This window comes from Sorangium sp. So ce381 (assembly GCF_051473845.1).
GTDB lineage: Bacteria > Myxococcota_A > Polyangia > Polyangiales > Polyangiaceae > Sorangium > Sorangium atrum.
Genome location: NZ_CP150336.1, coordinates 10,634,116 through 10,652,115 on the forward strand (window position 1 = coordinate 10,634,116; position 18,000 = coordinate 10,652,115).

General features: G+C 69.8%; 12 protein-coding genes. 1 reads left to right on the plus strand and 11 read right to left on the minus strand.

Features of this window, described 5'->3' with window-relative positions:
* Window positions 1-66: 66 nt before the first annotated feature.
* The 9 genes from WMF29_RS39860 to WMF29_RS39900 all read right to left on the minus strand — a co-directional run bounded on the left by WMF29_RS39860 (window position 67) and on the right by WMF29_RS39900 (window position 14,703).
* The gene (locus WMF29_RS39860; protein ID WP_437325310.1) at window positions 67-1,455 is read right to left on the minus strand and encodes a salicylate synthase; all 1,389 of its coding nucleotides are present in this window, start codon (window positions 1,453-1,455) and stop codon (window positions 67-69) included.
* 930 nt (window positions 1,456-2,385) lie between these two features.
* Complete coding sequence (locus tag WMF29_RS39865) at window positions 2,386-5,781, minus strand: ABC transporter permease (protein WP_437325311.1); 3,396 nt, start codon at window positions 5,779-5,781, stop codon at window positions 2,386-2,388.
* Complete coding sequence (locus WMF29_RS39870; protein ID WP_437325312.1) at window positions 5,778-6,665, minus strand: ABC transporter ATP-binding protein; 888 nt, start codon at window positions 6,663-6,665, stop codon at window positions 5,778-5,780. The genes WMF29_RS39865 and WMF29_RS39870 overlap by 4 nt, the downstream gene beginning before the upstream one ends.
* A 20-nt stretch (window positions 6,666-6,685) precedes the next feature.
* A complete protein-coding gene (locus WMF29_RS39875; RefSeq protein ID WP_437325313.1) occupies window positions 6,686-7,906 on the minus strand; it encodes a hypothetical protein in 1,221 nt (406 codons plus the stop codon).
* A 129-nt stretch (window positions 7,907-8,035) separates the two neighbouring features.
* Complete coding sequence (locus WMF29_RS39880; protein WP_437325314.1) at window positions 8,036-8,974, minus strand: energy transducer TonB; 939 nt, start codon at window positions 8,972-8,974, stop codon at window positions 8,036-8,038.
* Complete coding sequence (locus WMF29_RS39885; protein WP_437325315.1) at window positions 8,971-9,423, minus strand: ExbD/TolR family protein; 453 nt, start codon at window positions 9,421-9,423, stop codon at window positions 8,971-8,973. The genes WMF29_RS39880 and WMF29_RS39885 overlap by 4 nt, the downstream gene beginning before the upstream one ends.
* A gap of 2 nt (window positions 9,424-9,425) precedes the next feature.
* On the minus strand, window positions 9,426-10,181 hold the full coding sequence (locus WMF29_RS39890) for a MotA/TolQ/ExbB proton channel family protein (RefSeq protein WP_437325316.1): 756 nt from the start codon (window positions 10,179-10,181) through the stop codon (window positions 9,426-9,428).
* A gap of 88 nt (window positions 10,182-10,269) precedes the next feature.
* Window positions 10,270-13,074 (minus strand): TonB-dependent siderophore myxochelin receptor MxcH, encoded by a 2,805-nt coding sequence (gene mxcH / locus WMF29_RS39895; protein ID WP_437325317.1) that lies wholly within the window; start codon window positions 13,072-13,074, stop codon window positions 10,270-10,272.
* A gap of 237 nt (window positions 13,075-13,311) precedes the next feature.
* Complete coding sequence (locus tag WMF29_RS39900; protein WP_437325318.1) at window positions 13,312-14,703, minus strand: MATE family efflux transporter; 1,392 nt, start codon at window positions 14,701-14,703, stop codon at window positions 13,312-13,314.
* Between the two features lie 493 nt (window positions 14,704-15,196).
* Here WMF29_RS39900 and WMF29_RS39905 point away from each other — a divergent pair, with 493 nt between their 5' ends.
* Window positions 15,197-15,562 carry a hypothetical protein gene (locus tag WMF29_RS39905; RefSeq protein ID WP_437325319.1) on the plus strand — a complete coding sequence of 122 codons (366 nt, stop codon included), beginning with the start codon at window positions 15,197-15,199 and terminating at the stop codon, window positions 15,560-15,562.
* 57 nt (window positions 15,563-15,619) lie between these two features.
* On the opposite strand, the gene WMF29_RS39910 is transcribed toward WMF29_RS39905, so the two are convergent.
* Window positions 15,620-16,804, minus strand: a complete 1,185-nt coding sequence (locus WMF29_RS39910) for an alpha/beta hydrolase family esterase (protein ID WP_437325320.1) — start codon at window positions 16,802-16,804, stop codon at window positions 15,620-15,622.
* Complete coding sequence (locus WMF29_RS39915; protein ID WP_437325321.1) at window positions 16,794-17,792, minus strand: hypothetical protein; 999 nt, start codon at window positions 17,790-17,792, stop codon at window positions 16,794-16,796. The genes WMF29_RS39910 and WMF29_RS39915 overlap by 11 nt, the downstream gene beginning before the upstream one ends.
* Window positions 17,793-18,000: the final 208 nt, after the last annotated feature.

An 18,000-nucleotide genomic window follows, 5' to 3' on the forward strand; every position in this document is an offset into this window, starting at 1 on the left:
GTCTGTTCGTGCATTGGCTGACTCGTGAGAAGGAAAGCTCAAGTCCGGAACACCATGTCCCCTGCGTCACACCGGCTCGCTGGCGAACTCCGGAGGCACCAGGTGGCGCGCCACGCTCTGGAGCTTCTCGCAGGTCTCCTCCAGCTCTCGCTCGGGCGTCGACTCCGCGACGATCCCGGCGCCCGCGCGCAGCCAGACGCTGCTCCCCCTCTGGAAGATCGTCCGCAGCACCAGCGCCGCATCCATCGCTCCGTCGTGATCCAGCGTCAGGACCGCGCCGGAGTAGAGGCCCCGGCTCTCCGCCTCGTGCCTCCGGATCCAGTCGACCGCCTCCCTCTTGGGGATCCCCGACGCGGTGATGGCGGGGAAGAGCACCTGGAACGCCGTCCAGGCCGTGTTGCCCGCCTCGAGCATGCCCGAGAGCCGTGAGGCGAGGTGCTGAACGGTCCCGCGGCGGGATATCGCCATGAACTCGTTCACGGTCACGCTCCCCTGCTTGCAGACGCGGCTGAGCTCCTCGAACGCCAGCTTCACCGACATCGCGTGCTCGGCGAGCTCCTTCGAATTGCTGAGCAGCTCGGCCCGCAGGCGCGCGTTCTCCTCGTCGTCCGAGACGAGCGCCCGGGTCCCGGCGAGCGGCTGCGTCATCACCTGCCCTTCGGCGGTCACCTCGAGCACGGTCTCCGGGCTGAATCCGGCGAACTTCAGGTCGCGGCAGTTGACCACGAACGATCGGGCCGGGGTGTTCTGCCGCCGCCCGGCGACGTACGTCGCGATCAAGTCGACGGGCGTGGCGACCGGGACGACGCGCGACGCGATGACCTTGTGGAGCTTGCGCGCCGCGATCTCGTTCGTCGCCGCGGCCACCAGCTCCTTGTACTTCGCTGCGCCGGTCGTCTCGAGCAGCCTCGCGGGGAGCACCTCCGGCGACGGGACGGGGGGGAGAGCGGCGACGTCGGTCATCCCGCGCGCATGGCGGCGGTTCGAGGAGGCGAGGACGTCCACCATCCGCTCGAGCTCGCCCGAGGTCAGCGCTCGAACCAGCGCCGTGCCGCGCTGGAGGCGGATCTCGACCTCTGGAATGGTCAGGTGTAGCAGGGGCTCTGTGCCGAGGTTCGCCTCGATGCCGTGCAGCAGGTACGCGAACTCGAACGAAGCCGTGCCGTACGCGCGCCAGCCACGGACCGGGATCGACGCGAGCGCCGCCTCGACCGCGGCGAGGCAGTCCCCGCCGGGACAGCTCTGCTTTCCTGTCGCATCGAGGCGGTGCACGCCGTGTACGTCTGCAGCGAGCTCGAAGGCCGCGCCGAGGGCGACGCTCCATTCGCCGTCGCGCTCGTACACGAAGTACGTCGTGTGCGAGCCCGACCTGGCGAGCGCCGCCGCGAGATCGATGGGGTCTGCGCTGATCGAGACGCGGCGCTCGAGGTAGTGCCGTTGATGAGACGTGTTCATGCTCGCTCCGCACGTGAGTGATGCGATCCCGGGCTCCCTGCGCCTCGATTTCTTCGAGGAGAGCCGAAGATGGCACATCCGCCCTGTCGCCCCGCATCGCCCCTGTTGTTTTTACACAACCGTTGCTTTTGCAACATAGTTAACCCCTGGTACGAGAGGCCGCACAAGAGACGTCAGTCGCAGGAGGAGCACGTGAGCTCTTCAGCCCACGTCCCACTCGCTACACACAGCACTCAAGGCGCGAGCCACGGCAGTGTTCGCGCCCCCGATTCGCGCTCGGGTGGCGAGCCTTCGAATCGGGAACAGGCGTCACGGTAAACACGTCGACCGAGCGGCAGATGGTCGAAGCGTTCCTCTTCGCGCGCCTTCCAGCATCGACCCGCAGGCCCTGCGAGGGTTCGCAGGCCCGTGCGGTCGCACCCCATCCAGACGAGCTTCTCGTCACAACATGACAATACGGCAGCGCCCGCCCCCGCGATCTGCGGGTCGGAGCTCACGCCGACCTGTCATTGACAGCTATCGCAAATGTACCCCTCCCGCCTCGCGACACCATGCCCGTGGAGCGTGGCCTCGCGAGCGCCGATAGGCACGACGATGAGTCGCCTACATGTTGAATCTGCGTACATCTTTCATATACATATGAATTGCATTAGCGTCAAGCCGAGCGGACGGCGAATTCGTGCGACGGACACGATCGCGCTCCGGAGGCGCTTCCGCGCTGAATTTGAGCGGATCTGAAGGAATTCGACCGCTCAGATCAGAATCGAAAGTCTAACGAAATGAGTCGATGATGCGCTCGTCAGGCGCCTCCCTACGCAGCGCTCGCCAGCGCGGCCAACGAGTCCTCCATGCGCAGCGAAACATGTTCGTTACACAGCCCTCATTCTCGTGACGCGCAGAGATGCGCAGGCGCGGCGCGGGCTCGCGCCATCAATGCGGGCCTGCCTTCCACGCGTTGTCCCGCGGCGAGCGTTCGAATGAGGGCCACGCGTCGAAGACGACGAACCGGGCATCGCTCTCCAATCTTGCCGGCACGCGGGTCATCCGCGCCGGCGTCTCCTCATCGTAGAAGCGTTGAACGATCTCGAACGTGCTGGAGACGGGCTGCCAGCCGCCCCTCTCCCACTGCGAGCGCTCGCCGCGAACCTCCAGCCCGCCGCCGTCGGCCATCGCGACGGTCACGTCCGAGGCGGAAGGAGGGCCCAGGAGGCGGTCGGCCATGCTCTGGCCTGCTGCTCGCGCGAGCGCGCCTCGGACCGGTTCTCCGGAGCGCACCATGTCGGCGACCCGCGTCGCTGCGTGCAACGCCTCGGCGTCTCCGGCGGCCTGCGCCCATGCGAGGGTCTCCAACGGGGCGTATGCCATGACCCATGGGGCCGCGCCGTCATCGGCCAGACCCGACACGGGCGCGTCGAGGGCGCCGAGCGCATCCGCGACATCATCGCTGCGGCGATCCAGGAGCGCGAGCCACGCGTCACCGCCATCGGACCGCCGCACGCATTCGAGCCCGATCCACCCTGCAACGCCGTTGATGAGCCACCGCGCCCCGGGCTCCGCGCGCAGATCGGCGCGGTCCGCGAGCGAGCGCGCGGCGAGCGCCTCGGCCACCGCGGCCCGTCGCGTCAGGCGGCCGACGCCGGACGCGGCCACGTCCCAGCCGTCGCCTTCCGGCAGCCACAGGACCGCGCCATGCGCCCCGATCTCGCCGAGGTCGCGAGGCGCCTGCACGACCGTCGTCACCTCCGGGATGGACCCGAGCCGCGCGTGAACACACTCGCCCATCGCCTGGACGTCCTCCAGGACCTCACGCGCCGTATCGGCGTGAGACGGGCCATGCCACGCCGTGATGCCCTCCCACCGCAGCTGCCTCAGCTCCGCTCCCCTGGGAAGCCACGCCACCGCGAAGTCGAGGCCTTGTGTCGTGCTCCCCTCCACAGGCGTGCTCACGCCTTGCTCGGAGAACGACACCGACCAGCGCCAAAGGCCCGCCGGCGCCACCGCGAGGGCGGGTACCAATGCGTTCCTGTCGAGCGCGCCGGGGCGCTCCGCGAGCCCCAGCTCGCGGCGTGTGGACGGAGATCGCAGCGCTCGCTCTCCGTCGTGTCCGAGCCGCGGGACGAGATCGGCTGCGCGCGCCCACACGCCAGAGCCGTCCAGCCACGGCGCCTCCCCCTCGGCAAACCAGCGAGGCGAGGCGATCGAGATCTCGAGCTCGACGTCGCACCCGCTTTGCGCGCAGCTGCCCAGGTCGACCATGAAGTGCTCGTTCGCCGTGACGACCTCACGAGGGGCGCCGTCGACCCGTACGCTGTCGACGTCCATCCCGGTGCGCAGGCTCCCGTGCAGCTTCGCCGCGCTGGCCCGTACTCCCCGCAGCTTCCAGCGGACGAGGGCGGAGCGCGCGGACGGCGCGATCTTCGCCTCGACCTCGCCGCCCTCCACGGAGAACGCCGACGCTTCCGGCCAGAAACGGGCTTCCCAGGCCGCGTCGGCGGCGTTCTCCTCGCTCTTCGATGCGAAGCCGCTCTGCACCACGATCTGCTCGCGCAAGATCGTCGCTGAGCAAGCGATCACAAAGAGGCTGAGAGCCGCCAGGGCTCCCGCGCCCTGGGTGAGCTGCCGCGCTGCCCCGCGCCATCGTTCGATCCTCCTCAGGGCCGTGCCGCGCGGGTAGGCGAGCCACGCCAGGGCGACGGCGAGGCCGACGCAGCCGAGCTTGAGCACGCCCATCTCGAGCACGGGCACGATCCACGGCGACCACCCCGAAAGCTCGGAGAGGGCAACATGCACCGGGATCCCTACCTGCGCTGGCGGATACGAGACGATGTCGATCTCGTGATTCACGAGCGCGATGAACGCAGCCAGCATCGATGCGGCGTAACCCGTACCGGGCGAACGCACGAGCGCGTGGACGAGGAACGTGATCGCGCCGAGCTCCAGCAGAGCGGGCGCGGCGATCAGCGCGTTCACGAGCAGCGCATTCCACGGCTCGAAGCTGCCAGGTACGGTGACACCTGTCACGATCCACGCCGACAGCGTCGGCGCCAGGGCCATGACCGTCGTCAACAGGAGGGCGGCGAGGGCCCGGCCAACCACGCGTGTGCCGAGCGGCGCCAGCGTCGCGTCGATCACCTCGTCGAACCCGGATTGCTGATCTCGACGAGCGAGCGCCCCCACGAACCCCGCCACGGCGAACACGGAGAACACGTAGCAAAGGCGGATGAGGAACGGCGCGAGCAGCGCAGGCCGTGGGACGAGCGGCCCCTCGGCGTGCCCGATCACATGGTAGAAGGCCCCTGCCACGTTCATGAGGGTCCAGAGCGCGATCGCGGTGCGGAACGCCCACCCTCGGGTCGTCAGCGAGAGGTGCCACCGAGCCTCGGACAGCGTCGCGCGGAGCCACGATGGCGCCGTGACCGGCGGCAGCGCCGCGGCGGCGGGCGCGGCGGCACGATAGGTCGCCTCGCCGTTCGGCGACGGCTTGCCGGCGCGCCCGTTCACGAGCGCCTCGCGCCCTTGCCGCACGAGCGCGAACGCCAGGATCGCGAGGGGGACCAGACCCCAGAAGAGCCGATTGATGAGGAGCGGCGCGGTCATGGCCAGCTGCGCCGTCGCCTTTTCGTGCGGCGTCCAGCGCTTCGTCTGCGCCTCCGCCTCCCCGAAGCCGCTCACATCGACCACGGTCGCGATGTCCGTGTGCAGGTCACCGCCCCGCAGGACGATCATGGCCACCATCCAGATCAAGATGACCACCGCCGCCACGGCGAACGGCCCGGCCGTGCTCCGGGTCCGGAGCGCCGCGGTCAGGTAGAGCGCCCCGAGGCCGATGGCCGACGGCACCACGAAGAGCGCCCATGACGACGCGATCGCCAGGATCGGCGTCGACCCCACTGCCTCTTTGGGGAACACCCCGAGCGCGGCGAGCGCGGGGACGAGCAGAAACCCGAGCGAGCTCGCCGAGCCCAGGATGCAAGCGAGCCCGACCGCGCCGACGTAGCGCGAGATCAGCAGCCCGCGAAGCGACACGGGCGCGGAGAGGACCAGCTCGTGGAGCCCCGCCGCGCGATCCCGCGTGACGACCTGCGCGAAGATCCACGCCCACGCGAAGATGAGCCAGAACGATTGCCCAGAGGTCATCAGGAAGACCACATGCGGGCTGTTGCGCGCGACGTCCGCCCCGCCCATGTCGCGCAGGTACTCCGCGCTCGAGAGCATGATGAACAGATAGCCGACGAGGCCGACAAACATGAGCGGGACGAGCGAGGTACGCAGCCCCGCCCGCAGCTCGTGCCACGCCTCGACGGCGTAGATGCGCGTCGAGCTCATGCGGCCTCCGCCTGTCGCGATCCGGCCAGCAGGTAATGATAGGCGTCGTCGAGCTTGGGCGCGTGAGCGACGAAGCCGTCGCCGGGCGACACGTCGCGCACCACGACGGCGCGAGTGCCGCTCGGCGTGGGCGAGACGTTCAGCGCGTCGTCGGGGATCGGCTCGCCCCGCGCGTACGTCCGGGTCCACAGGCGGCCCGCGAGCGGCGCGGTCAGCTCGGCCGGCGCTCCTTCGGCGACCACGCGCCCCCGGTTGACGATCGACAGCCGCCCGCAGAGGTTCTCCACGTCATCCACGATGTGCGTCGAGAGCAACACCACGGCCTCCGCGGCGACCTCCGCGAGCACGCGATGAAAGTGGTTGCGCTCGGCCGGGTCGAGGCCGGCGGTCGGCTCGTCCACGATGAGGAGCTGCGGAGATCCCACGAGCGCGAGCGCGATGCCGAACCGCCGCAGCATCCCCCCGGAGTAGGTCGCGACCTCGCGGTGGCCGACGTCGCTCAGGTTGACGCGCGCGAGCAGCGTCGAGATCTCCGCGTCGCGCTCGCGCCGGTCCGTGCGCCCCTTCAGCCAGGCGAACCGCTCGAGCAGAGACCGCCCCGTCACCCCCGGGTACGCGCCGATCTGCTGCGGAAGGTACCCGAGGCGGCGACGGAGGCGGTCAGGAGACGCAATGACGTCGATCCCGTTGAACGTGATCGTCCCCGCGTCCGGCGTCTGGAGCGTGGCGAGGGTGCGCATCAGCGTGCTCTTGCCCGCGCCGTTTGGACCCAGGAGCCCGTAGAGCCCCGGTCCGACGTTCAAGTGGACGCCGTTCAGCGCTCGAACGCCGTTGGCGTACGTCTTCGTCAACCCCTTCACGATCAGCCCGTTCGAGTCTGACATTGGATCCCTCCGCATCTGGTTCACCGCACGCGCAAGACACCCCACGTGGCGCCAGGCATCGTCAGCGCGCGCGCGGGCGCGCCCTCCCCGGTCGTCCGCACCAGCGTGGTCGAGCCGAAGCCTGCCGTTGACTCGTTCACGTAAGCTTGATCGTCCACCTCGAACACCTTGATGCCGCCGGCGAGCGGCTGGCGATCGAGGGGCTCGGCCGAGCCTGGATCGTCGAGCTCGATGCGCCACGTCTGCCAGCCCTGCGCCGAGAAAGCCTCGAGATGGGTGGCGTCAGCGCTGGGCGAGTAGAGGCCGCTGTCCAGCACGCGCAGATACGCCACGCCGTCGGAGCCAGGGACCAGGCCGCCGGTCGGGCCGCCGGTCACGTCGTTGAGCGCCACGACGCTGGTGTCGAGCTCGTCCTGGCCTGCCGCCATGCGCGCCATGCACGGCGCAGGAGCTCTCTCCGGGTCGACCATGAAGATCGAGGCGACATAGGGATCGGACGCCCAATGGATGTCTCCGCTCGGCGACTTCACCGTGTAGTAGAGGCCTCCGCAAGGGGCGCCCTTCACCTCGATCGAGCCGTCGGTCGGATCGAAGAAGAGGACCTTCGACTCGCTGGCCACGCGATCGAACGCCGCGCTCGTGCCGTACAGCGGAGCGACGAGCCGGCCGCCGTGCTCACGAAAGCCGGGCTCCCCGAGGAACGTGTAGTCCGCGGAGTCGATCCGCGCGTCAGACACGTCGATGCTCCGGGTGATCTCCATGGCAGCGAGATCGAGCTCGAGCGCCTGCCCCGAGACGAGGTCGAAGAGAAACCCTCGGTCCGGGCCGTCGAACACCATCCTCTCCCCGAGGAGGAACGAGATCCCGGCGGCGCCCAGCCCGAGCCGGGCTTCGAGCTCCGGTTTGCCGCCGGCCACGCCGTATTTCGAGACGGTGAGCTCCTCCGAGCTCACGACATAGAAGACCTCGGTCCGCGGGACTCCCCAGATAGAGCCTCTCCCGGGAAGCTCGGTGGCCTCGCCCAGGCTGACGGATCCTCCGCTCAGGTCGTCCACCACCCAGACGAACATGGTGCTGTTCGTGAAATCATTGTCCTCGACGCGGCTGGCGACGGCATAGCGGGGACCGCCGTCGTCTGGCCCCTCGACGCCGCTCTCCCCGGGGTCGCTGCCGCAGCCAGCCATGAGCGGCAGGCACACGAGGCACGCCGTCGCGAGCGGCCATCGAGCGCCCCATTTCACGCATCGTTCATTGGGCGGCCGCCCTTCCCCGCCGCGCCAGGCGCTCGGGCGAGCGGCGGCCTCCGCATCGAGGAGCCTGGTGGTACATGAAGAGTTCATCTCTCGCTTCCTTTCTCGCGTCGGGCTTCGCTAGGGCGCGCCTGTGGATCGCGGATGTCGCGTGAACCTCACGCGGATGGGCGGCGACGTCGCCGTGATGGGCTGTCCCCCCTCGTCGGCGGCCGGCACGAACCGCTGCCTGCGGGCGCACGCGAGCGACATCTGGCCAAAGCCGTATCCCGGGTCCGAGAGGAGCTCCGCCGAGGCGACGGTGCCGTCCGAACGAACGACCGTGCGGATGACCACCGTTTGCTCGTCCACCGAGAGCGCATCCGCTTCGCGCGGCCAGGGGCAGTTCCACTCCCGCGCGGGCTGCCCGACGGGCCTTGCGCGCGAGGGGCCCCCCTGCCGGCGCTCCGGAGGAGCGCTCTGGTCCACACGCGCGGCGCTCACCGCCTGCGCGCTCGTCCCCGCAGAGGAGGTGACGCCTCCGGCATAACGCTCTCCGCGGCCAACGGCGATGTCGAACCCGGTGAAATCGAGCGGCGCAGCAGCGTTTTCCGCCAGGGCGACCTGCCCTGCCTGCGCGGGCGAAGGAGGCGCGGCGGGAGCGGCAGGCGCCCGAGGAGCGGCAGGAGCGGCCGCGCGCGCGAGCGAGCGCTCGGCGGCCCTGGGCGCCGGAGCTTCCTCTCGCGGCGAGGGGCTCGGCGGCGGCGGAGGTGGGGCCAGATCGACCACGTGCTCCACCTGCAGCGGCGGGCGCGCCTCGCGCTGGCTCGCCGTCGTGTCGTCCGGTCCCAGGCGGAGCGCGATGATCCCGACCGTGCCCTGCATGACGGCTGCGGGCATGAGCGCGAGCACGAGCGCTCTGGCCGAATGTTCCTTGACGGCCCCCAGGATGATCCCGGCGGTGCTGTCGGCCGCGAATGCGCGGGCTCGTCCCCTCGCGCGCCGGGGCTGAGCGTGGGCGCGCGCCGCGTCGAGGACGATACCGGCGACGCTCTCGGGGTGGAATTCCGATCGAATCATGGGTGTCCGGTCCTCTCCACCGCGTGGGCCTCGGCCTCCGGGCGGACAGCGCCGAAGGCGACGCGCGCGATCCCCGCGGCTTTCAGCGTGTCGAGCACCGTCATCACGCGGCCGTGCGAGACGGCGCGGTCGGCCTGGATCACGGCCCGGAGCTGCGGATCGCGCGACAGGGCCGCCCGCGCGCGTTCGCGGAGCGCCGCATCGTCGATCGCAGCTCCGTCGACCTGCACCGGCCCCTCCGCGGGCAGCACCACGCTCAGCACCGCCTGGACCTCTTCGCTCTGCGACGCGTGCGGCAGATCCAGCGGGACGGCGGGCGCGACGACGATCTTGGCGGTGACGATGAAGATGATCAAGAGGACCAGCGTGATGTCGACGAGCGGCGTCACGTTGATCCCTTCGATGATCCCGCCGCGGCGGGATCTCGCGCTCTGCCCGGCGCTCGCCATGGCTAGGCCGCCTCCGGGCGGGACGCCTCGCCATTCATCGGCGTGTCGATCGAAACGCCGCCGTGGACCGCACGCGCGGAGTCGACACGAGAGGACTGCGCGGCCTCTCCGGTCGCCAGGTAGGCGAGCACCAGGTTCGAGAGCGTCTCGGCGTCGTCGAGCAGCGCGGCGACCCGACGCTGCAGGTAGTTGTAAGCGGCCACGGCCGGCAGCGCGACGCCGATGCCCACGGCCGTCGCCACGAGCGCTTCCGCGATCGCCGCCATGACCGCGGCGGAGGCGACCTGGCTCGCGGCCCCGCCGCCCGCCGCCCCCGTGGCCTGGCCGAGCTGCTCGAACGCCAGGATCACGCCGATGACGGTGCCAAAGAGGCCGACGAAGGGCGCGTTGTTGCCGAGGGTCCCGAGGTACGCGAGCCGCGTCTCGAGCGCCTTCCGCTCGGCGGACATCGCGCTCTGCATCCCCTTGTCCGCCGCGGCCGACCCGCGCGGCGCGAGCCTCAGACCCGCGCGGGCGACGATCGCCCCGACCGATCGCATCGGCCGGAGCGCATCGAGCGCCGCGGCGACCGAGCCGTTCGACAGGTGGGCGTCGAGCTCGGCGGCGAGCGCTCGCACGTCGTCGTCCTTCGAGCGGAAGTAGAGCCAGCGCTCGATCGCGATCGCGATGCTGCCCCCCGAGAGCGCGAACAGGAGCCACAGGACCCAGGACGCGCCGGACTGAACGAGCAGGTTCTTGACGGCTACAACGGTGTGCATCTCATCTCCTCGGGTTCGTGTGCTGCGCGAGCCGCAGGGTCTGTTGATTCGTCGTTTGGCCGTTCATCCCATCACCTGCCTCTCGAGCTCAGAGCTCCGCCGTGGTCTTGACGTAAAAGCTCCTTCCCGGGCGCGGCGTGCCGAAAAAGTCGAACACACGCTCATCCGTGAGGTTCTGCATCTCGAGCGCCGTGCTCAGGCTCGCGCGGCCGCGCCGGACGACGTACCCGAGCCCGGCCGAGTGCACGAGCTGCGAGGGGATCACCTGCTTGGACTCACGCCGGCCGAGGCTCTCCCACGTGCGGAAGTACTCGTGTACGTAGCGGCTGTTCCACGTGAGCGCGACCTCGTCCTCCGCGGCAAAGACGCGGCGAAACAGGAGGCGCGCTGAGCCGTTGGCGAAGAGGTACGGGCGGTTCGGGATGCGATCTCCCTCGAAGGCGCCGAACGCCCCCTCGCTCGATGTGTTGCGGAAATCGAGGTAGGTGACGTTGCCGTCGAGCGCGAGGTGCTCCCCGGGCGAGGTCCATCCGACGGAGCCTTCGACGCCGAGCGACCGCGCGCCGTGGACGTTCTCGTAGCTCTGGTCCCGATCGTTGCCGAGGAGCACGATCAGCCGGTCCGCTGCGCGCAGGAAGCCATTGCCCGTCGCGCGAAAGGCGCCCGCCGGCGTCCCGCGGGCGTCGAGGGTGAGCCCGAGGTTGGCGTTGTGGCTGATCTCGGGATCGAGCCCGAGGTTGGCCGCGATGAACGTGTTGTCGCCGAACACCTCGTCTGGGCTGGGCAGCCGCGTCGCCCACTCGTAGGAGGCCTTCCCGTAGAGCCAGGGCGTGAGCCTGTACCGGAGCGCGTCGCCGACACCGAAGCGGTGGGTGCTCCGGTCGCGGTCGCGCGCGGGATCACCGGCGACCGGGCTCTCGCTCGCGACGCGCTGCACGTACTGCTTGACGAAAAGAAGATTGTCGAGCCGGTCCTCGAACAGGTCGAGGTCGTACTCCAGGCCGTTCACCAGCGCGAGCACGCTGCGGCGGTCGGCGAGCGGATCGGGGCTATCCGGGTCGCTTTGCCGGCGCTCATCGCCCGTCCGCGTCACGTAGGTGGGCGCGGTGGCCAGGCGGACGGCGTGCGACGGCTGGATGCGCCATTCCACGTTGAGGCGCGCGAAGGCGGAATGGTCCCAGAAGACCTGGTCGTGGGGGACGACGTCCGTCTCGCCAGGCTCGGCGCCCTCGGGGTCGCAGCGTCCCATCCAGTCGTAGTCGCAGCGCGCGACGTCGAGGAAGCGCCCTCGGACGTAGGCATAGCCGCCCACCGCGTCGAGCGACACGCCGCGCCCCAGCGGCTGTTCGTAACGAAGGTTCACGCCTGCCGAGGTCTCCCCGTACGTCACGCCGCCGTACGGGACCCTCATGACGAGCTTGTGCTGGTACTCCTTGTCGTAATCGGTCACAAAGGCGCGCAGTCGCAAGCGCCGCGCCCACGGCCGATCGACGACCCCGAGCTCCACGTGGCCTCCCGCGCTGCGGTAGGCGTCGTGAAAGCGGTAGACGCGCGCCGGCGAGAAGCGCCCGCGCTCGTCCTCGACCTCGGTGTCGACGGGGTAGTCGTTCTTCGCAAAGTCGAAGAAGCCGCTCGCGCGAGCGAACAGGCCGCTCGGCCTGTGCAGATGGCTGCCGGCGAGCGCCGCTCGGTGGGTGTCGAACGAGCCCACCTCGTAGGACGCGCCCGCGCGCGACGCGCAGAGGTCCTGATCGGTGATCAGGTCGACCGCCCCGCCGAGGGCGTCGGCGCCGAGGCGCACGGGGACCACGCCGCTGTAGATCTCGACGCGCTCGACGAGACCAACTGGCACGTTCGAGACGCCGAAGGGATAGCCGGCCAGCTCGAGCGGCACGCCGTCGAGGAAGAACCGCACCTGATCGCCCGTCAGCCCGTTCAGCGAAAAGCGCGTGGCCGAGCCGAGGCCTCCCTCGCGGCGCACGCCGACCCCCTGCGTGCGCGCGAGCACCTCGCCCATGTCCGAGGTCTCCCGCTTGACACGGTCCGTCTCGACGACCGTCACGGCCTCGGCCGATTGCCGGCGCCGCTCGGCTTCCGACGGCCCGCGCACGGTCACCTCGATCGGGGCCTCCTCGCCGGATTGCACGAGCCGCACGGCGATCTCGGCGACGTGCGCTCCGGCGATCTCGGTCTCGACCTCGGCCCGGCCTACGCCGCTCGCCTCGGCGATCACGACGCACGGCCCAGGCGCGAGGCCCTCTAGCTGGAAGCGGCCCTCGCCGTCGGTGCGCGTTCGCTCGGCACTGCCATCCTGCTGCCGCACGAGCACCTCGGCGCCGGCGACGCCGAGCGCGCTCGCGCCGGGCAAGAGCACGCGCCCGCGGAGCGCGCCGCTCGCAGGCGCCTTCGGGAGGTGAAACTCGTAGGCGTAGAGGATCCGGGAGGCGACCGGGGTGTCCCCCCGTCGAGCCGGCGAAAACAGGAAGCGCCGCGCTGCAGCCTGCGCCGCCTCGTCGAAGCCGTGCCCCGCGGCCTGCGCCACGTCCGCCGCCGACACCCGCCCATCCGCCTCGATGCTGAGCCTCAGCACGACGGTCCCCTGGAGGCCCTGCGCGAGGGCGGCCGCCGGGTAATCGGCCTCGACGAACGAATGGAGGACCGGCGGGTGATTCTCCGGCGCCTCTCGGGGTTCATCGGCGGCGGCCCGAGGCGCTCCGCCGTCCGGCGCGGCGTCCCCGGGCGGCTCCGCCGGCGAAGCCGCGCCAGCGTCCTGCGCGCGCGCGGCCCCGCCCGCGAGCAGAGCCCCTGCCGCGACGAGGGCGGCGGCACCGGCGCTCCTTCGCGCCCGGGACGGGCGCGCTGCGCCTCGACGCGCTGGAGCCTCGGTGTTCATGCGGCGACATCTATAGCAACCAGGAACCTTTTGCAACAGTTTTGCATGTGTACTCAGGATGCTGTTCATGGCCGCGCGCGCGGCGATCCGCGCGGGCTCTCTGGGCGGGCAAGGGAGAAGGGGACATCGCGCGCCGGGAGGGCGCCGCGCGCGTGCGTCGGCCGGTGCGTGCTGCTGCCTGGCGATCACCGGGTGATCGCCGCGGGCCGGCGGGAGATCTCGGAGGCCGGGCCGGGCTCAGCCGGCGGGCGCTTCCCTGAGCGCGGCGCGCGTCTCGACGTCGCGCCCGTCGAGCCTGCGGAACTCTCGATTCACCATGAAGAGCACGAGGAAGGACATCGCCACGTCGATCGCCGTGGTCCCCCAGTAGACCCCGCTCACCCCGACGAGCCGCGGGAGGAGCCACATCAAGGGAACGAAGAGCACCACCTGCCTCAGGAGGGCGACCACGCTCGCGAGCTTTGCCCTCTCCAAACAGGGGAACAGCACCAGCGCGTTGAAGACATACGGCAGGAGGGGCAGCACGACGATGTAGATCCGGAAATCGAGCAGCTGCTGCGCGGTGAACTCGGACCCTGGCAGCAGGAAGCCGAGGACCGCGTTCGGGGCGACCATCATCGCGAGCCAGAACGGCAGGACGAACGCGACCCCGGCGAGCCCGAAGAGGCTGAAGGCCCGCTTCACCCTGGCGTAGCGCTGCGCCCCGTAGTTGATCCCTTCCACCGGCTGCAAGGCGCGCATCAGCCCGAGCATGGGGGTCAGCATGAACAGGAAGATGCGGTTGCAGGCGGCGTAGAAGGCGACGTCGTTCTCCGTTCCCTGCCCCGAGACCGCGTTGTAGACGACGACGTTCTGGGCGATGCCCATGATGGTCAAGATCATGCCCGGCATGCCCAGGGAGACGATCTGCTTCCGGATGGCCGGATCGATGCGGATCGTGCGCCAGGCCGTGTCGAAGGAGGCGCGCCCCCTCGCGAAATACAGGAGCCCCACGGCCGAGTACACGAACATCGCCGCGTTGGTGGCCCAGGCCGCGCCTTGCACGCCCCAGCCGAACGTGTCGATGAACAGGGGCTTCAGGATGACATCCACCAGCAAGCCGAGGGAGATCATCCACGCCGCGGTCTTCATCTTGCCTTCGCCGCGCACCGTCATGTTCACGGCCAGACCGTGCACCCAGAACACCGAGCCGAGCGCCGTCACCTTGAAGTACTCGGTGCCGTACGCAAGGATCTCCCCTGTGCCGCCCATCATGCGCACCAGCGGCTCTGCGAACACGTAGGCGAGCACGGTGTAAGGCAAGCTGAGGAGCAGCGACAGCCCGTTCACGCTGCCCAGCAGGCTGTGGAGCTTGCTCTTGTCGCCGGCGCCCAGGTAGATGCTGAGCGCCGTGCCCGCGCCGGTCCCGACCAGGCTGCCGAGGCCGAGCGTCATCTGGGACAAGGGATAGGCGATGCCGACGCCGGCCAGGGCGCTCTTGTTCATCAGCTGCCCCACGAACACGGCGTCCAGGAAGGCGTTGAGCCCGTAGAGCACCATGGCCAGCACCGCCGGCCAAGAGAGCTCCCACATCACTCTCGTCAGCTTCCCCTCGAGGATGAACTGCTTCTGCGTATCTCTATCGTTCATGGCACAGATCTCCGTCGATTCGGTCTCATCGACTCCACACGGCTGACACCGCGCCGCCCTCCACGCGCGCAACTGCAACGCAGCTGGAAGAAATCTGCTTTCATGACATCCACATCGAGAGCGCAGACGTGAGCGTCCGCAGGCGCCAGGGTGCCCACGAAGCCACCCCCTCGGACGAACGCTATCCGACAGGCAGCCCCAGGGCACACCGCGCCCCTGCTCCTCCCTCTCCAGCGTGCTTGCCATCTCCTAGCATGCGAGCTGGCACAGATGCAATTGATTTTTATTTTCATCGTTCACGCGACCGGCGGAAGCAGCATTTCGACCCCGGTTCGCAGGGATTTTCTGCCGCTCGGCCGCGGAGCGCGCGGCGGTCGGCCCGCGTTGCCCTGGGGCGATCGCGGGGCGCCGGCGTCACGCCGCGCGAGGATCCTCGGCCCGGGCTGCGCGCCGTAGTACATAGCTACGAGCACATCCCTGGAAGGAGCGCGCGATGGCAAAGCTCATGGTCTACGAGACGTTCTCCAAGTCGGATATCGAGGCGCTGCTCGACGCCGGCGTCATCGTCAATCTCGCGTTCGACGCGTCGCACCCGAAGCAGGAGAAGACGGTCCACCTCGAGCTGCTCATCGACGCCACCCAGGAGGCGATCCTGCGGCTCAGGAGCCGCCACAACGAGACGTACATCAAGCTGAAGGGCGCGCTGATGCAGGGCGCGGGCACCTACAAGCTCGAGTGCCACACCTTCGATCAGGACATCGTCAACAGCTCGCCGAAGTCCTATGAAATCCGTCAGAACCGCGCGATCGTGCGGTACGGCGACATCGGTACCATCATCCAGGACATCGGCTGGTGGTGAGCGCCGGCGCGGGGTGGCCGGCCGGCGTCGGAATCGGAATCGGTGGCCGCCTCCGTATCAAGGCAGCGAATGCCGCTTCAGCGTGGCCCACCCGATCTCGGGGCTCCCCCAGGTCATGCCGCCTCCCTCCGTGGTGCACAGCGTCACCTCTGCGCCGTTTGCGCAGCTCGAGTACGTCGAGCAACCGTCGCTGTCCGCCGCGCTCGGTGATCCCGTGCACCGGTTCAGCTCGGCCCACCTCTCGAAGGTGCCGACGGCTCCGAGGAAGGTGATGTTCGCGCCGTTCGGCGCCTGCTGAGGCCCGCCCTCGTAAGGCACCAGCAAGTCCGCGGTACCCCGGAACGAGATCTCGGTCACCGGCCTCGACGGCTGGCAGGGCTGCTCCGACTCAACGAGAAGGTCGAAGGCGCTGGGAGCGACCGCGGCAAAGACGTCGGCGGCGTTGCAGGCCAGGTGGTAGGCCATCCCGCCGCCGTTCGCGACGCCGACGGCATAGACCCGCTTGAGGTCGACACACGCCTCCTTCTGGACCGCCTGGACCAGGGCACGCGCGAACCCCACGTCGTCGACGTCGCGCGACGTCGTGCAACACGGACCGATGTTCCACGCGCCGTCGATGCCCTGCGGCCACGCGACGATGAACCCCTCGGTCTCGGCGAGCTCGCGGTACCCAGAGGCCTCGGCCTCCTCCGCCGGGCTCCCGCCCAGCGTGTGGTAATCGAGCACCAGCGCCATGGGGCCAGCCCCCGTGTAGTTTGCAGGGAGGCGAACGACGTAGCTGCGGGTGGTGTCCCCGACCGTCACCGTGCGCTCGTTGTCGCCGGGCGAAAGCGTGGTCGCCGGGCAGGCGGTCGCCGTCTCGCCGTCGCCGGGCGTCCGGCAGAAGCCGCCCTGACAGCGGAACGGCGCGCCGAGCGGCTCGCAGTCGGCGTCGCCGCTGCAGGAAATATCGCAGAACGCAGCGCTCTCGGACGCGTCGCAGGCCGCCTCGGCAGGCCGCTCCGCCACGGCCACGCACTCGGCGCCGAAGACGAGCGCCGTGCACTCGCGGGCGGCCGAGCAGGCGCGCGTGCAGACGCCGCAGATGCAGGAGAGGCCGTCCGCGCAGCTGGCATCACAGCTCCTGAGAAAGTTGGTCTCGCTCCCGGTCTGAGGGCCGATGTCCCTGCAGGCCGAGCCGAGGAGCGCCCCGCCCGTCACGCTCGCGATGAGGCACGCCGTCACGACCACCCTAGATCTCATCGCCGCCCCCGCTGTCCTGCTGGATCAAGCACTGTCCGATGTACAGGACGACCTGCGTGTACCTGTCCGGCCTCTCGTGCGCCGCGTTGTAGGCTTCGACCTGCTCGCGCAGCTCGACCAGCTGGGCACGCAGGCGCCCCAGCGTCTCGTAAGCCCGCTGTTCGTGAGGATGGCCGGGCCACAGGTCGAGGGTATAGGTGCTCCCCCCGACGCGGTCGCCGAGGCCGGGCGCGGAGCGATCCTCGCGCAGCCGGCACAGGATGGTCTTCACCATCGCCTGGAAGTGATCGAAGATCGCCGCTTCCCACCCGACAGGCGAGCCCAGCAGCACGTAGAGGCTCCCGGCGCTGTATGTCGCGCCCGCGCCCTCCCCGGTCCGCTCGACGCGCGCCGATTCCACGAGACGCCCCAGGGCCGCGTCGAGCTCCGCGCGCTCGATGTGCGTCCGCTGCAGCAGCTCGTCGCGCGCGAGCGGGCCCTCCCGATAGATGATCGCCCAGACCAGCTCGTCGACGCCTTCCCCGGAGCGGAGCGCGCGCAGCGCGCCCAGCTCGTCGTCGGACACCGCGCGATACACCACCTGAGCCCCCTGCCCCGCCTGGAAGATCAGGCGGCTCTCGCAGAGGTCGAAGAGCACCCCGCGGAGCAGGACGTCATCCTCACCGGCGAACGCCCTCAAGATCTCGGCCCGCGGCGTGATCCCCCGGCGGCGGATGTGGTCAAGCACAGCCTCCCAGAGCGAACGGCCGCGCTCGACCGAGCTCTCCGTGATCCGCCGGACCCGGCGCTGGTAGGTTCGGAGCCCCATGCCGAACATGTCGGCGCCCACCTTGCGGCTGACCCCTTGCCGCTCGAGCTCGGTGACCAGGTCCTGGAACACCTGGTCTGCGAGCTGGGCCAGAGGGGCACGCCAGCCGCCCGAGGTCGCCAGCTGGGCGATGAGGACGGTGGTCTGACGAACGATGGCATGAATCAGCTCTACCGTCATAAATTGATGAGTATCGACGAGAAGCCTCGTCGCTCGCCGCAGAGTAACGTCGCGCCGGCCATCAGGGGAGTGACAAACCTGACACCCGCCGAGCCTCGGGCGTGGGGAGGGGCAACGAGCCGCAGACCACGGGGCCCGCAGGGTCGCTGTGGTGTGAGGGAAGCCGCTTCCCTACGTGGACAATGGACCTGAGGTAGCGACGCTGCGG

Excerpts from the sequence above, each read along its gene's own strand:
- WMF29_RS39885 (WP_437325315.1), bottom strand. The coding sequence starts at position 9,423 with ATGGCGAGCGCCGGGCAGAGCGCGAGATCCCGCCGCGGCGGGATCATC.
- WMF29_RS39890 (WP_437325316.1), bottom strand. The coding sequence starts at position 10,181 with ATGCACACCGTTGTAGCCGTCAAGAACCTGCTCGTTCAGTCCGGCGCG.
- WMF29_RS39905 (WP_437325319.1), top strand. The coding sequence starts at position 15,197 with ATGGCAAAGCTCATGGTCTACGAGACGTTCTCCAAGTCGGATATCGAG.
- WMF29_RS39860 (WP_437325310.1), bottom strand. The coding sequence starts at position 1,455 with ATGAACACGTCTCATCAACGGCACTACCTCGAGCGCCGCGTCTCGATC.
- WMF29_RS39865 (WP_437325311.1), bottom strand. The coding sequence starts at position 5,781 with ATGAGCTCGACGCGCATCTACGCCGTCGAGGCGTGGCACGAGCTGCGG.
- WMF29_RS39870 (WP_437325312.1), bottom strand. The coding sequence starts at position 6,665 with ATGTCAGACTCGAACGGGCTGATCGTGAAGGGGTTGACGAAGACGTAC.
- mxcH (WP_437325317.1), bottom strand. The coding sequence starts at position 13,074 with ATGAACACCGAGGCTCCAGCGCGTCGAGGCGCAGCGCGCCCGTCCCGG.
- WMF29_RS39880 (WP_437325314.1), bottom strand. The coding sequence starts at position 8,974 with ATGATTCGATCGGAATTCCACCCCGAGAGCGTCGCCGGTATCGTCCTC.
- WMF29_RS39910 (WP_437325320.1), bottom strand. The coding sequence starts at position 16,804 with ATGAGATCTAGGGTGGTCGTGACGGCGTGCCTCATCGCGAGCGTGACG.
- WMF29_RS39915 (WP_437325321.1), bottom strand. The coding sequence starts at position 17,792 with ATGACGGTAGAGCTGATTCATGCCATCGTTCGTCAGACCACCGTCCTC.
- WMF29_RS39900 (WP_437325318.1), bottom strand. The coding sequence starts at position 14,703 with ATGAACGATAGAGATACGCAGAAGCAGTTCATCCTCGAGGGGAAGCTG.